Consider the following 14,580-nt stretch of genomic DNA (forward strand, 5'->3'; position numbering starts at 1 on the left):
ACCGGCAAAGCCGGTGCCATCGACCGCGTCGCCTGCTTTGCGGCTAAAGCCGCTCCCACAGGGCCCGCGTAGCTCCCGGAGGCATTCATGAAATGTGCGTCATTTATGCCTGACGAATCACAGGTCAATGCTACGCTCGCGGAAATACTCAGCACGGATACTCATCATGGAAATGAACTGGCACCAGGCCCTGCAAGAGAGCCTGAGCTGGCTGGCAATCGCCTCGTTCATCACCCTTGTCTGCTTCACTGCAGCCGCCACACTGGCCGTACGTTGTACGCGCTGGGGTAGCCAGTTCTGGCAGCTTGCCGGGCCCTATTTCAGTTTCAGGCGTAGTTGGCGGCCGTTACTGGTGTTCGCCCTGCTGCTGGTACTGACGCTATTCTCGGTGCGCCTGAACGTGCTGTTCTCGTTCTGGTACAACGGCTTCTACAGCGCCTTGCAGGGCCTTGATCAAGCCGCATTCTGGTACCTGCTCGGCGTCTTTGCGGTATTGGCCACCATCCACGTGTTGCGTTCGCTGTTCACCTTCTATGTAAGCCAGGCCTTCAGCATCCAGTGGCGGGTCTGGCTGACCGAGCGCCTGACCCACGACTGGATGCACGGCGATGCCTACTACCGTGGCCAGTTCCTCGCCGAGCCGGTGGACAACCCCGACCAACGTATCGAACTGGACGTCAACGCCTTTGTCAGCAACTCGGTGACCCTCGCCCTGGGTGCAGTCAGCGCGCTGGTGTCGCTGGTGGCGTTCACCGGGATCCTCTGGGGGCTGTCGGCACCGCTGGCTGTCGCCGGTGTGGAGATACCCCGGGCGATGGTGTTTGCCGTGTACCTGTATGTCATCGTCGCCACCTGGATCGCCTTCCGCCTCGGGCGACCGCTGATCCGCCTGAACTTCCTCAACGAAAAGCTCACCGCCAACTTCCGTTACGCGCTGATGCGCCTGCGCGAGAACGCCGAGAACATTGCCTTCTACCAAGGCACGCAGGTCGAGCGGAGCACCTTGCTGGGTCGCTTTGGTGCCTTGATCGTGAATGCCTGGGCGCTGGTGTACCGAAACCTGAAATTCAGTGGTTTCAACCTGGGCGTGAGCCAGGTTGCGGTGGTGTTCCCGTTCATTCTCCAGGCGCCGCGCTTCTTCAGTGGGGCGATCAAGCTGGGCGATGTCATGCAGACTTCCCAGGCCTTTGGCCAGGTGCAGGATTCGTTGTCGTTCTTCCGCGAGTCGTATGATGCGTTTGCCCAGTACCGGGCCACCCTCGACCGTCTGACCGGGTTCCTCGATGCCAACGAGCAGGCGAGCGCTTTGCCGCGTGTCATCACCGAGGACCAGGCGCATGCCTTGGCGATCAGCCGCCTGCAGGTGCTGCGCCCGGACGGGCATGCGCTTATCGCCGACCTGGACCTTGACCTGCACGCCGGCCAGGCGCTGTTGATCAAGGGCCCGTCGGGCAGCGGCAAAACCACGCTGCTGCGCGCGCTGGCGGGCCTCTGGCCGTATGCCGAGGGTGAGGTCAGGCGGCCGCTGGGCCACCAGGCGCTGTTCCTGTCGCAGCGGCCGTACCTGCCGCTGGGCGATCTGCGCACCGTCATCGCCTACCCGGCGGCGAGCAAGCCTGAGGACGAAACGCGGATGCAGCAGGCCTTGCGCCAGGTCAACCTGGCCCACCTGGCCGAGCGGCTGGACGTCAGTTGTGACTGGTCACACATTCTCTCGGTCGGTGAACAGCAGCGCCTGGCGTTTGCCCGGGTGCTGTTCAACCGGCCTCAGGTGGTGTTTCTTGACGAGTCCACCTCGGCCATGGACGAAGGGCTGGAGCATGCTCTGTATTCGCTGTTGCGCACGGAAATGCCGGGTGCGCTGCTGGTCAGTGTCGGGCACCGCAGCACGCTGGCAGGGTTCCATACCCACCGGCTGGAGGTGGATGGGCATGGCGGCTGGTCGTTACTGGAACAGCAGCCAGCGCTGGTCTAGTTCGGCTTGCCGGTGGTCGGGCCTGATCTGAGCAATGCGACCCCGACCAAGGTGCCGCCGGCACACGCTGCGCCAAGCAGGAATGTCGCCTGAAAACCGGCCCCGTCCCACAGCAGCCCGGCCACCACGCTGGCCACCAGCAGCGCCACCCCGGTCAGCAGGTTGAACAGGCCGAAGGCCGTACCGCGCAGGTCGACGGGGGCGCTGTCGGCGATCATGGCGGCAAAGATGCCTTGGCTGAAGCCCAGGTGCAGGCCCCAGGCGGCCACCCCCATGGCCAGCCCGGCCCAGCCCGGCAGCAGGGCCAGCAGCAGGTCGGCGGTGACCAGCAACCCCAGCCCGGTCATCAGCACGCCACGGCGGCCTACGCGGTCCGACAGCGCCCCGGCGGGGTAGGCTGACAGCGAGTAGGCCAAGGCCATGAGCACCAGCACTGCCGGCGCCCACAGCGGCGCCAGGCCCATGTCCTGGGCGCGTAACAGCAGAAACGCCTCGCTGAAGCGGGCGAGGGTGAACAGCGTGGCCAGGCCGATCAACCGCCAGTAGGCCGGGCCCAGGCGAGCCAGTTCGTGTACTGCCAACGGTGAGCGTACCGGCCGGGCGGTGGCTGGCGTTTCAGGTTCGCGCACGAAGGCGATGAGGATGTACACCGCCACGAACGCCGGGATCACCGCCACCCAGAACACCGTCTGGAAATGGCTTGCGGTCAGCCACATCAACAGGATCGCCAGCAACGGCCCAAGGAAGGCGCCCACGGTGTCCAGCGCCTGGCGCAGGCCGAAGGCTGCACCACGCAGTTCAGCGGGCGTGACATCCGCCACCAGTGCGTCGCGCGGCGCCCCACGAATACCCTTGCCGACCCGGTCGACGAAGCGTGCCGCGGTCAGCCACTCCAGCCCGGAGGCCATGGGGAACACGGGTTTGCTCAGCGCCCCCAGGCCATAGCCCAGAACCGTAAGCAGCTTGCGCTTGCCCAGACGGTCGCTGAGGGCGCCGGAGAAAACCTTGGTGATCGAGGCAGTCGCCTCGGCGATGCCTTCGATAAAGCCCACCGCCACTACCGAGGTGCCGAGCACGGTGACCATGTACAGCGGTAGCAGGGCGTGAATCATTTCCGAGGAAATGTCCATGAACATCGACACGAAGCCCAACGCCCAGACGCTGCGAGGGATCTTCACCACGGGCCTGGTGGTGTTCGTGGGGCGGCATTCTTCGTGGCTGCGCATCAGGGGGGACTCGGCAGAGGGCTACCTTCGAAACTGTAGGAGATTGCCCAGCCCTTTGGGCTGCGCTGTCGCGTAGAGAACTGAATTCGCAAGCGGCCCGCTCCCACAGGGGCCCCGCTGATTCAAGGGGCTATGTGCCAGCAACGCAATCTTGTCGGCAAAGTTCCACGACAAACATGTAAACTTCGTAAATAAGATTCAAACTCATTTGTGAATCTCTATATTTACCATCCCTGTTGGCCATCAAACTGTGTTTGCGAGGCCGGTGGGCGAGGGCCCCCGGTTTCCGACAGGGATGTGCCGTTTCGCTCATGAATCGCAGGAGATGTACCCATGCAGTGCAAGACTTCACCCAACAGCCTGGCCCTGGCGTTCGTTGCGCTGGCGTCACCGGTCTTGGTGGCCAGCGCGGCTCAGGCAGAAGAAAAGCGCACGGGTGAGGTGCTGGAGATGCCGGTTGCCGACAACGCGCTGGTGATCGAGGACACCCTGGTCACCGCCGAGCGCGAGGCACGCCAGGCCCTGGGCACGTCGATCATCACCGCCGAAGACATCAAGCGCCACCCGCCGGCCAATGACCTGTCCGACATCATTCGCCGCGAACCCGGGGTCAACCTGACCGGCAACAGCGCCAGCGGCGCGCGGGGCAACAACCGGCAGATCGACCTGCGCGGCATGGGTCCGGAAAACACCCTGATCCTCATCGACGGCAAGCCATCCAGCGCACGCAATGCCGTGCGCTATGGCTGGAACGGCGACCGCGATACCCGCGGTGAAACCAACTGGGTACCGGCCGAAGCGGTCGAGCGCATCGAGATCCTGCGTGGCCCGGCGGCCGCACGCTACGGCTCCGGCGCCATGGGCGGGGTGGTCAACATCATCACCAAGCGCCCCACCGACGCACTCAAGGGTAGCGTCAGCCTGTACACCCAGTTGCCGGAAGACAGCGCCGAGGGCGCCAGCCGCCGGGCCAACTTCAACCTGGGTGGCGGCCTGACCGATAACCTCGGTTTCCGCCTGTACGGCGGCCTGGCCAAGACCGATGCCGACGACCTGGACATCAACGCCGGGCATGCCACCAGCGCGCTGGTGGCGGGCCGCGAAGGGGTGCGCAACAAGGACATCAATGGCCTGCTGAGCTGGAAGCTGAACGACGAGCACCGCCTCGAGGCCAGCGTCGGCTACAGCCGCCAGGGCAATATCTTTGCTGGCGACACCATGAACAGTAACGGCGGTGGCGACGTCGAGTTCGTGTCCAGCCTGTATGGCCATGAAACCAATGTGATGCAGCGCAGTACCTACGACCTGACCCATCTGGGCGATTTCACCTGGGGTACCAGCAAGACCGTGCTGGCCTACGAGTACGTGCGTAACTGGCGCCTCAACGAGGGCCTGGCAGGCCGCACCGAAGGTGCCCCCAACGCCGAAGGCGCCGCGATGTCGCGCTTGCGCAACACACGCCTGAGCAGTGAGGTGAACCTGCCATTCGCCATGGGCAGCACCGAGCATGTGCTGACCCTGGGTGGCGAATACCTGTACGAGGCGCTCAATGACCAGGGCTCGCTGCGCCCGCAAAGCTCGGACCCCACGGGTAATGACGGGCTGGTCGGTTTCGACCGCAGCAGCTCGAAGACGACCGCCCGCAGCTATGCGCTGTTCGTCGAGGACAACATCATAGTCGGTGACACCACCATTACCCCGGGCCTGCGCTTTGATCACCACGAAACCTTCGGCGACAACTTCAGCCCCAGCCTTAACCTGTCGCACAAGCTGACCGAAGCGCTGTCGGTCAAAGGCGGCATCGCGCGCGCCTACAAAACCCCGAACCTGTACCAGTCCAACCCCAACTACTTGCTGTACAGCCGTGGCAACGGTTGCAGTGTGCAGCAGGCCAACAACGGTGGCTGCTACCTGCAGGGCAACGCCGACCTCAAGCCCGAGATCAGCGTCAACAAGGAAATCGGCCTGCTCTACGACCGTGGTACCTGGCGCACCAGTGCCACGTACTTTCGCAACGACTACAAGAACAAGATCATCGGTGATACCGATGTGCTGTACACCATCGGCACTGGCAGCCGCGTGACCCAGTGGGACAACGCCGGCAAGGCGCGGGTGGAAGGCATCGAAGGCAACCTGTTCATCGAGCTGACACCGGCCCTGGACTGGAACACCAACCTGACCTGGATGCTCGACAACGACAACCGCGAGACCGGCGAGCCGCTGTCGGTGATCCCGGAATACACTGTCAACACCACCCTCGACTGGCGCGCTACCGACAAGCTGTCGTTCCAGGTGGCGGGTACTTACTTCGGCAAGCAGAAGTCGCCGACCTACAACGACCGTACCCAGCAAGCCTACGACAAGGCGGCGCAACAGGATGTGGAAGCCTACGGGCTGGTGGATGTGAGCGCCGGGTACAAGTTCAACGCCAACTACGACGTGCGGGTGGGGGTGAACAACGTGTTCGACAAGCAGATCTTGCGTGGCGGCAACGCCAGTACTTCGGGCGCAAATACCTATAACCAGCCGGGCCGGGCGGTGTTCGCTGCGCTGAACATCAACTTCTGACACCACGGGCCGCTGTGCGGCCCATTCGCCGGCAAGCTCCACCTCGAGCGCATCGGCCTCAAGCCATGCGCTATCCCTGTGGGAGCGGGCTTGCCTGCGAACAGCGGCGCAGCCGGTGCCATAATGTTGCGGCAAAAATTGCCACGGCATGCTAAACCATGCGCCCCAGCCCGCTGCGAGATAAACCCGGTGAAAGCCGCCCGCCTGACCCTGATCTGCCACGCCCTGACCCAGGCCCAGAAGACCGGGCGCCTGCACCGTGCGGACGACGGCATCCTGCCGTTGCTCCAACAGCCTTTCGCCGACCTTTCCGGTGTGCAGGTGCTGACTGCGCCAGAGCGACGAGCCTGTGAGACGGCGGCGTGGTTTTCGGGGCAGGCTCAGGTCGAGCCGGCCCTGGCCGATTGCGACCTGGGGCGTTGGCAAGGGCTGACGCTCAAGCAATTGCAGGCCGAGCAACCGCAGGCATTGACCGAATGGCTGCAGGACCCGGCCAGTGAGGTGCACGGCGGCGAGTCGTTCGCCGTGCTTTGCCAGCGCATGGCCGCCTGGTTGGCGGCCTTCGACAGGCCGGGTGAATGGCTGGCGGTTACCCACCCGATGGTCATGCGCGCCGTGCTGGTGCAGGTGCTTGGCTGCCCGATGAGTGCCAGCCAGCGGATCGACGTGTTGCCGCTGTCGCGTCTGCAGCTGAGCCTGACCGGGCAGTGGCGCCTGCGCCTGGGCTGAAGGTCAGAACGCCAGCTTGTAGCCGATCAGCAGCAGCATCGCCGCCAGGCACGGGCGCAGTACGCGGTCGGAAATCCGCCCGGTAAGGTGGCTGCCCAGGTAGATGCCTGGCAGTGAGCCCAGCAGCAGGTAGCCCAGCAGCGACCAGTCCATGTTGCCCATGCCCGCATGGCCCAGGCCCGCTACCAGGGTCAGTGGCACGGCATGGGCGATTTCGGTACCGACCAGGCGGCGGGTGACCAGGAAGGGGTACAGCAGGAACAACGCCACGGTACCCAGTGCGCCAGCGCCAATCGAGGTGAGGGTGACCATCACCCCCAGCACCACGCCGGTGAGCACGGTGAGGGTGTTCAGGCTGCGGTCGCTGAGGTGGTAGTGGTCACCGGCGTGGCGGCTGGCGAAGGCCTGAAGACGCGATTTGAACAGGATGGCCAGCGCGGTCAGGATAAGCACCACCGCCAGGCCTTGCTTGATGACGGCGTTGAGTGCCGAGGTGTCGGTGTGCAGGGTGCTGAGGAACCACAGGGTCAGTGCCGCCGCGGGCACGCTGCCCAGGCTGAGCAGGCCGGTGATCTTCCAGTCGACGTTCTTGTTGCGCGCATGCACCCAGACGCCACTGGCCTTGGTGATGGCGGCATAGAGCAGGTCGGTGCCGACGGCCGTTGCCGGGCTGATGCCGAACCACAACAGGATCGGGGTCATCAACGAGCCGCCACCGACGCCGGTCATGCCGACGATGAAACCTACGATCAGGCCTGCAATGGTGAAACCGAAAGAACCTACATCCATACGCTACTCGACTGCCCAACTTTGCCCGTTATCGGATGCAGCCAGCATATAGATTTTTTTATAGCCAAATAGACTTGTTCGTTATTAGGTTATAACCGAGTCAGGGGCTGAATAGGTTCCCTGTGGGAGCGGGTTTACCCGCGAAGCAGGCGCCGCGGTGGATGGCACGGGCTTCGCCCGTGTTCGCGGGTAAACCCGCTCCCGCAGGGGATCGCGCCAGTTTTCGGATTTTTAGCAAGGCAGTTGCTTCATGAGGGCCTGTCAGCGATCAGTCATCACCACCATCACATGTGCATCTGCGCCATCGTCACTTTCCGACAGGTAGATATGCCCCACCTGGCTGTCGAAATATGCCGTCTCCTGCGGCCCGATGCTCACCGCTTCGCCGGTTTCGAACTCGATACGAACGCGCCCGCTCAGCACCAACGCGAACTCTTGCCCAGGGTGGCGGATAAAATCGTCGAACTGGCCGCGTTCACGGGCAATGATGCGGGCATAGGCGGGTGTCATGCGCCGTTCGGGGAAGTCGCCGGCGATCGGGTGATATTCATAGGTGCCGGTCGAGTAGCCCGCCGCGCCCGGCAGCGACTCGACCACCACGGTCACCGGTACCGGCGCCGTGACCGTGCCGCTGGCGCGCAACAGCTGGGTAATGTCGACATTCAGCGCCCGGGCGGCGGCGGCGAGTTTTTCGTAGCTGACCGAGACCTGCGCCAGCTCCATTTTCGACAAGGTAGACAGCGGGACGCCACTGGCTTCGGACAATTGCTTGAGGGTCATCTGGCGCGCCTTGCGCACCTGGCGCAGGCGCTGGCCGACTACGGCACGGTCCAGCAGGGGTAGGGCAGCGGGCATTCGGGGATCTCGGCATGCAGCGTTGGTCGGGCATCTTACCTTGGACCCTTGCGTATTCGTAAATTCTCATATATTAGAATTCTCACAAATGATAATTTGCCGGGCAGGAATGAGCATGACCCCGATCTACGACACCCTGATCATCGGCGCCGGCATTGCCGGTGCATCGCTGGGCTATCGCCTGGCCGGCCAGCAGAAGGTGCTGCTGCTCGAGCGCGAGGCACAGCCTGGCTACCATTCCACCGGGCGTTCGGCAGCCATGTTCATGGAGGCCTACGGCACCCCGCAGATCCAGGCGCTGACCCGCGCCAGCCGGGCCTTCTACGAAGCTCCACCGCAGGGCTTCTGCGAGCACCCGCTGCTGGAACCGCGCGGCTGCCTGTACGTCGCCAGCCTGGAACAGCGCGCGCTGCTTGAGCAGACCTATGCGCAGAACCTGGCCAATGGCACCGAGGTCAGCCTGCTTGACCGCGACGCCGCCCTGGCCCTGGTGCCGAGCCTGCGTGGCGAGACCCTGGCCGGCGCGGTGCTCGAAGCGGGCGCCATGGACCTGGACGTACATGCCCTGCACCAGGGCTTCCTGCGCGGCTATCGCGCCGCTGGCGGTGAACTGCGCTGCAACGCCGAGCTGATCCAGGCCTGGTACCTGGATAACCTGTGGCAGGTGGAGCTGGGCGATGGCAGTCGCGTGCAGGCGCGCCAGCTGGTCAATGCCGCAGGCGCCTGGGCCGACCGCGTGGCCGAGCAGTGCGGTGTGGCGCGTATCGGCCTGCAACCCTGCCGACGCAGTGCCTTTACCTTCCCCGGCCCGGCAGATCAGGACTTCGCCCGCTGGCCGGCGGTGATCGGCGTTGACGAAAGCTTCTACTTCAAGCCAGACGCCGGCCAGTTGCTGGGTTCGCCGGCCAATGCCGACCCGGTCGAACCCCAGGACGCCGCGCCCGAGGAGTTCGACGTGGCATTGGGCATCTACAACATCGAAACCATGACCACCCTGGCGATCCGCCGGCCGAGCCACACCTGGGCCGGGCTGCGCTCGTTCGTCGCCGACGGCGACCTGGTGATCGGTTTCGATGCGCATGCACCCGCATTCTTCTGGCTAGCGGCACAAGGTGGCTATGGCATCCAGTCGGCTGCGGGCGCCTCGCGCCTGGCCGCCGACCTGCTGCTGCGGCAACCCCTGTGTCCCGGTCTTGTCAGCCAGGGGGTGGTGCCCGAGCGCCTGTCCCCGGCCCGTTTCCAACAACCCTGAAAGGAGCATTCCATGAGCAATGATATCCAGCGTTTCCCCAGCAGCCTTCCGTTCCCGTTTTCCCGTGCGGTGAAAGCCAGCGGTTTCCTGTTCCTCTCCGGCCAGGTGCCGATGAGTGCCGGCGGCGAAGTGGTGCGCGGGGACATCCAGACCCAGACCCGCGCCGCCTGCGAGCGCATCGCCGAAAGCCTGGCGGCCTGTGGCGCGCGTTTCGACCAGGTGGTCAAGGCCACGGTATGGCTGTCGGACATGAGCCACTTCGCCGGCTTCAACGAGGTGTACAAGGAATTCTTCGGCGCAGCGCTGCCGGTGCGCTCGACCGTAGCCTCGGCATTGGCGCTGGGGGTGGATGTGGAGATCGAAGTGCAGGCGTTTGTCGGCGATTCGTGACCGAACAAATAGCCCCAAAAAGCGATGCGATGGCAGTAAGACAACAACAATAAATCCAGAGGTGCACATGCAAGAGCAGCTGAAGATCGCCGGCGCATTTGTCGGCGTGATCGTGGGGGCAGGGTTCGCTTCGGGGCGGGAACTGTTGTTGTTCTTTGTCGATTTCGGTGTGTGGGGGCTGGCCGGTACGCTGGTCAGCGCGGCCTTGTTCACCTTCCTCGGCATGGCCCTGGCGGGACTGGGCAATCGCCAGCAGGCCACCTCGCACAAGGATGTGATCCAGGCCATCTGCGGCCGTCACCTGGGCCTGTTCGTCGACTGGCTGATCACCTTTTTCATGTTCGCCGTCACCGTGGTCATGCTGGCCGGCGGTGGCGCCTTGCTGGAGCAGCAGTTCGGCATCCCGGCACTGACCGGCAGCGTGCTGGTGACGCTTGTGGTGGTGGGCATCGTGTGCCTGGACGTGCGCAAGGTGATCCTCGCCATTGGCGCCATCACGCCGTTGCTGATCCTGGTGGCGTCGGCGATTGCGCTGTACGCAGTATTCACCCGTGAGCAGAGTTTCGCCCAGCTTGACCTGCTGGCCAGCCAGCAACAGGCCGGCACCCGTCACTGGCTGCTGGGGGCGTTCTTGTACGTGTCCTACAACATCGTTGCCGGCGCGCCGATCCTGGCCATTCTGGGCGGCTCGGCCAAGGGCGAGAAAACCGCGGTTTGGGGTGGACTGCTCGGTGGTGCAGCACTGGGCGGCCTGATGCTGGTGATGAGTGCCGGGCTGTTGTCGCGCCTGGACAGCGTGGCTGACCTGCCGATGCCAATGCTGTCGATTGCCAACGAAGTGTCACCGCTGCTGGGGCTGGTGATGTGCCTGATCATCTTCGGCATGATCGTCAACACCGCGGTGGGTACGTTGTTTTCGTTCCTTTCGCGGCTGTTGCCGGTGGGCACGGCGACGTTCCGCTGGGGGTCGGTGGTGACTGGGGTGGTGGCGTTGGGCTGCAGCCTGGTGGGGTTCATCAGCCTGGTGGGCGAGGTGTACCCGTTGTTCGGCTACCTGGGCTTTGTGCTGATGGCTGCGGTGCTGCTGGCCTGGGTGCGGCGGAGCAAAGTGGTCAAAGCGGCGGTGGCGTAGGGGGCTGCTGCGCAGCCCAATCGCGACACAAGGCCGCTCCCACAAGGACCGCATGGCACCTGTGGGGGCGGCCTTGCGTCGCGATTGGGGCGCAGAGCGCCCCCTTGGTCCATCAGATCCTGAAACTGCCTACCAATTGCTTCAGGCGCCCGGCCTGCTGGGCCAGTTGGTCGCAATGGCGCAGGGTCTCGTTGAGGTTCTCCACCCCTTGCTGGTTCAGGGCGTTGATCTGGGTGATGTCCAGGTTGAGGCTCTCGACCACGGCGGTCTGCTCTTCGGTAGCCGTAGCCACCGACTGGTTCATGCCATCGATCTCGCCAATGCGCTGGGTCACGCTGGCCAGGCGTTCGCCAGCCTGGTTGGCTACCTGCACGGTCTGCTCGCTGGAAACCTGGCTGGTGTTCATGGTGTGCACCGCTTCGCGCGAGCCTACCTGCAGGCTGGTGATCATGCGGTGGATTTCTTCCGCCGATTCCTGGGTGCGGTGCGCCAGGTTGCGGACCTCGTCGGCCACCACGGCAAAGCCGCGGCCGGCTTCACCGGCACGGGCCGCTTCAATGGCGGCGTTCAGCGCCAGCAGGTTGGTCTGCTGCGAGATGCCCTTGATCACGTCGAGGATCTTGCCGATTTCGTCCGTGCTGGCGTTGAGCGTTTCGATTTGTGCGCAGGACTCGCTGATGCGCTGCGACAGGGCGGTCATGGCGCTGATCGCTTCTTCGACCACTTCACGGCCACCGTGGGCCTGTTCGCTGGCACCGCTGGCATGCTGCGAGGCATCGGCGGCGTTGCGGGCGATTTCCTGGGTGGCGGCACCCAGCTCGTTGATCGCTGCGGCCACGCTGTTGGTGCGCATGCTTTGTTCTTCGGAACCGATGATCGATGCATTGGAGGCATTGACCACCTTCTCCGACAGGTCGTGCACCAGGCGGGTGGCCGAGGACACTTCGCTGATCGAGGCATGAATGCGCTCGACAAAGCGGTTGAACGATGTGGCCAGTTCGCCGAATTCGTCCTTGTTCTGTACGGTCAGGCGGCGGGTAAGGTCACCTTCGCCCTCGGCGATGTCGCGCATGGCGCGGCCCATGGTGGTCAGCGGGTTCATCAGCACCGGGATCAGCAGGCCAAGCAGGCCGGCGATGGCGGCCACGGCAATCAGCATGGCGATGATCGCCGAGGTGCGGAACTGGCTGAGCGCGGCGTAGGCCTTGTCCTTGTCGATCGACAGGCCGATGTACCACTGTGCCGAAGGCAGGCCGGCCACCGGGGCGAAGGAGATGATGCGGTCCTGGCCATTGAGGGTGACATCCTGCATGCCGGCGGCGACCCGCAGGTTGCTGCCGGGGTAGATGTCCTTGAGGTTCTTCATCACCTGGTCTTTGTCGGGGCTGACGATTACCTGGCCATTGCTGTCGGCCAGGAAGGCGTGGCCGATGCCGCCGAAATCGACCGAGTTGATGATCTCGACCAGGGTGTCGAGGGTGACGTCACCGCCGACCACACCCATCAGTTCGCCATTGCCCTTGCTTTTCACAGGCGTGGCGATGGTTACCATCAGGCCGCCGACAGCGCCTTGGTACGGGGCAGTCAGCACGGACTGCCCGGCGCTGGCAGCGGCGCCGTACCACGGGCGCTGACGTGGGTCGTAACCGGCGGGCATCTGCGCATTGGGGCGCTGAGTGAACGCACCGTTGGCCTGGCCCAGGTAGGTGAACAGGAAATTGCGCGTATAGGACGGCTGCTCGATCAGCCCGTCCAGGGTGTCGCCAGCGCCTTGCTGGGCGATGTCCTGGGCCAGGTTTTCCAGGACCAGGATGCGCCCGCTCATCCAGTTCTGCACACTGCTGGCGGTCAGTGCGCCCGACTGCTGCACCGAAGCTTCGATGTTCTGGCGGATGGTATTGCGTTGCAGGTAGTCGTTGTAGAGCGTGAACAGGGCAAATGCCAGGACCACGACGCCGCAGGCGCTGAGCAGGATCTTGTGGCGAAATTTCAGGTTCATGTTTCGAGACCTTGGGCCAGTGAGGGGAGGGCGCAGCGCGCTCATGACGCATTGCGGAACCTATCGACCGGGATATCGGCTCAAGGGGTAAAAGATTGATGCTCCTACAGAAAATTCTTACGGTCGTTTCGACAGACGGTATTCACGGGCTACACAACTGCTCTATCAACAGACGTGCAGCCTGCTGCAACGGTTGTTGCTTGCGCCACAAGATGTGTACCGGCAACTGCAGTTCGTTGCGGGTGTTGCGAAAATCCAGGCGCACCAGGCGCCCGCTGGCCAGCAGTGGCGCGACCCGCGACAGCGGCAAGTCACCCCAGCCCAGGCCGGCTTCCACCATCTGCAGGGCGAGGTCGAAGCTGTCGGTGGACCAGTGCGTGGCGCCTATCAGCGGGCGTGGATCGGCCAGCGGCAAGTCCCGGCTGCGTACCAGTATCTGGCGCACCCGGGTCAGGTCCTCGAGGTAGTGGATACGCCCTTCGCGCAAGGCCGGGTGGGCGGGGGACAGGGTGGCTATCAGCGACTCCATGCCGATGTGCTGGAAGCCACGACGGGCATCGACCTGCAGCCCGGCAAAGGCGATGCAGAGGTCGGCGCGGCCGCTGTCCAGCAGGTGCAGGGCTTCTTCCTGCGGGGCACTGAGCAGGGCGATGTCCAGTAGCGGGTGGCGCTCACCCAGGCGAGCGATGGCCGCCAGCAGCGGGTGGTGGTCGATGTCCGGCACCACGGCCAGGGTCAGGCTGCTTTCCAGCCCCTGGGACAGCTCCAGGGCATGCACCTGCAGCAGCCCCAGTTGCTCGGCGATCAGCCGGGCATGGGGTTCCAGCGCAATGGCCTGTGCGGTAGGGCGGACTTCGCGCGGGCCGCGTTCGAACAAGGTGTAGCCCAGTTCGGCCTCAAGGTTGCCGATGGCCATGCTCACGGCCGAAGGTACCCGCTGCAGGGCGCGCGCGGCGGCGGAAAACGATCCGCGGTCGAGCACGGCGAGAAACAGCTGGATGTTGTCGCTGGAAAAGTTCATGGCAGCCTCCTGTCAGAAAATCTGACAGTTGCTGACTTTTGCTGTCAAGCATGATGAAGCATGATCGCGCCCCATCGCTTTTGTCATTGGAGGTACTCCCGGGTGCAGGGACTCAAACGCAAACTGGTCTACGTGACTTTTTATGAACTGATCGGGTTGTGCATGTCGACCCTCGGACTGGCCTACCTCTCGGACAGCCAAGCGTCCCATACCGGGCCTTTGGCGGTGATGATCACCACCATCGCCATGCTCTGGAACCTGATCTACAACACCCTGTTCGAGTGGTGGGAGAGCCGTCAGGCAAAGCGCGGGCGCAGCGTGGCGCGGCGGGTGGCGCATGCCATCGGCTTCCAGCTGACCCTGGTGGTGTACCTGATTCCGCTGATTGCCTGGTGGCTGGACATGACTTTGCTGGAGGCGTTGCTGGTGGACATGGCGTTCATCGTGCTGGTGCCGTGCTACACCTTTGCCTACAACTGGGCGTTCGACCGGGTGTTCGGGTTGCCCAGTTCGGCAATGGCGACAGCCTGATTCAGCCTGTGCCGCCCTGTTCGCGGGCACGCCCGCTCCCACAGGATTTCCACAATTCTCAAGACCTGTGATACCCCTGTGGGAGCGGGCGAGCCCGCGGTACAAACCGGAGA

12 protein-coding genes and 1 pseudogene are annotated in these 14,580 nt (G+C 64.1%); 7 read left to right on the forward strand and 6 right to left on the reverse strand.

Going from position 1 to position 14,580, the window contains the following annotated elements; all coding sequences use genetic code 11:
* The first annotated feature begins 166 nt into the window (after positions 1-166).
* Entirely contained in the window at positions 167-1,975 is a 1,809-nt protein-coding gene (locus tag M2S36_RS24430) for an ABC transporter ATP-binding protein/permease (protein ID WP_233688354.1), read from the forward strand.
* On the opposite strand, the gene M2S36_RS24435 is transcribed toward M2S36_RS24430, so the two are convergent.
* The gene (locus M2S36_RS24435; protein WP_333958002.1) at positions 1,972-3,201 is read right to left on the reverse strand and encodes an MFS transporter; all 1,230 of its coding nucleotides are present in this window, start codon (positions 3,199-3,201) and stop codon (positions 1,972-1,974) included. The two genes, M2S36_RS24430 and M2S36_RS24435, sit on opposite strands and share 4 nt — an antisense overlap.
* Before the next feature lie 333 nt (positions 3,202-3,534).
* On the opposite strand from M2S36_RS24435, the gene M2S36_RS24440 reads away from it, so the two are divergent.
* Both M2S36_RS24440 and M2S36_RS24445 read left to right on the forward strand, forming a co-directional pair.
* The gene (locus tag M2S36_RS24440) at positions 3,535-5,769 is read left to right on the forward strand and encodes a TonB-dependent siderophore receptor (RefSeq protein WP_241106464.1); all 2,235 of its coding nucleotides are present in this window, start codon (positions 3,535-3,537) and stop codon (positions 5,767-5,769) included.
* 189 nt (positions 5,770-5,958) lie between these two features.
* On the forward strand, positions 5,959-6,498 hold the full coding sequence (locus M2S36_RS24445) for a histidine phosphatase family protein (RefSeq protein WP_207835151.1): 540 nt from the start codon (positions 5,959-5,961) through the stop codon (positions 6,496-6,498).
* A gap of 3 nt (positions 6,499-6,501) precedes the next feature.
* On the opposite strand, the gene M2S36_RS24450 is transcribed toward M2S36_RS24445, so the two are convergent.
* Positions 6,502-7,287 (reverse strand): sulfite exporter TauE/SafE family protein, encoded by a 786-nt coding sequence (locus M2S36_RS24450; protein WP_063913983.1) that lies wholly within the window; start codon positions 7,285-7,287, stop codon positions 6,502-6,504.
* Between the two features lie 261 nt (positions 7,288-7,548).
* Positions 7,549-8,142, reverse strand: a complete 594-nt coding sequence (locus tag M2S36_RS24455) for a helix-turn-helix domain-containing protein (protein ID WP_233688351.1) — start codon at positions 8,140-8,142, stop codon at positions 7,549-7,551.
* Positions 8,143-8,257: 115 nt separating this feature from the next.
* Here M2S36_RS24455 and M2S36_RS24460 point away from each other — a divergent pair, with 115 nt between their 5' ends.
* The 3 genes from M2S36_RS24460 (at position 8,258) to M2S36_RS24470 (ending at position 10,916) form a co-directional block, all read left to right on the forward strand.
* Positions 8,258-9,394 carry an NAD(P)/FAD-dependent oxidoreductase gene (locus M2S36_RS24460; RefSeq protein WP_233694880.1) on the forward strand — a complete coding sequence of 379 codons (1,137 nt, stop codon included), beginning with the start codon at positions 8,258-8,260 and terminating at the stop codon, positions 9,392-9,394.
* A 12-nt stretch (positions 9,395-9,406) separates the two neighbouring features.
* Positions 9,407-9,784, forward strand: a complete 378-nt coding sequence (locus tag M2S36_RS24465) for a RidA family protein (RefSeq protein ID WP_333958003.1) — start codon at positions 9,407-9,409, stop codon at positions 9,782-9,784.
* Positions 9,785-9,851: 67 nt separating this feature from the next.
* Positions 9,852-10,916, forward strand: a complete 1,065-nt coding sequence (locus M2S36_RS24470) for a YkvI family membrane protein (protein WP_207835162.1) — start codon at positions 9,852-9,854, stop codon at positions 10,914-10,916.
* A gap of 112 nt (positions 10,917-11,028) precedes the next feature.
* On the opposite strand, the gene M2S36_RS25220 is transcribed toward M2S36_RS24470, so the two are convergent.
* The 3 genes and pseudogenes from M2S36_RS25220 to M2S36_RS24480 form a co-directional block, all read right to left on the reverse strand.
* Positions 11,029-11,769, reverse strand: coding sequence for a methyl-accepting chemotaxis protein (locus tag M2S36_RS25220; RefSeq protein WP_370290711.1), 741 nt, complete (start codon positions 11,767-11,769; stop codon positions 11,029-11,031).
* 114 nt (positions 11,770-11,883) lie between these two features.
* Positions 11,884-12,960 (reverse strand): annotated as a pseudogene (mcpA, locus tag M2S36_RS25225) (methyl-accepting chemotaxis protein McpA); the annotation flags it as partial.
* 97 nt (positions 12,961-13,057) lie between these two features.
* Positions 13,058-13,936 (reverse strand): LysR family transcriptional regulator, encoded by an 879-nt coding sequence (locus M2S36_RS24480; protein ID WP_233694879.1) that lies wholly within the window; start codon positions 13,934-13,936, stop codon positions 13,058-13,060.
* Between the two features lie 102 nt (positions 13,937-14,038).
* On the opposite strand from M2S36_RS24480, the gene M2S36_RS24485 reads away from it, so the two are divergent.
* Entirely contained in the window at positions 14,039-14,467 is a 429-nt protein-coding gene (locus M2S36_RS24485) for a PACE efflux transporter (protein ID WP_063913990.1), read from the forward strand.
* The last annotated feature ends 113 nt before the right edge of the window (positions 14,468-14,580 follow it).

Source organism: Pseudomonas sp. SF2 (assembly GCF_036858055.1).
GTDB lineage: Bacteria > Pseudomonadota > Gammaproteobacteria > Pseudomonadales > Pseudomonadaceae > Aquipseudomonas.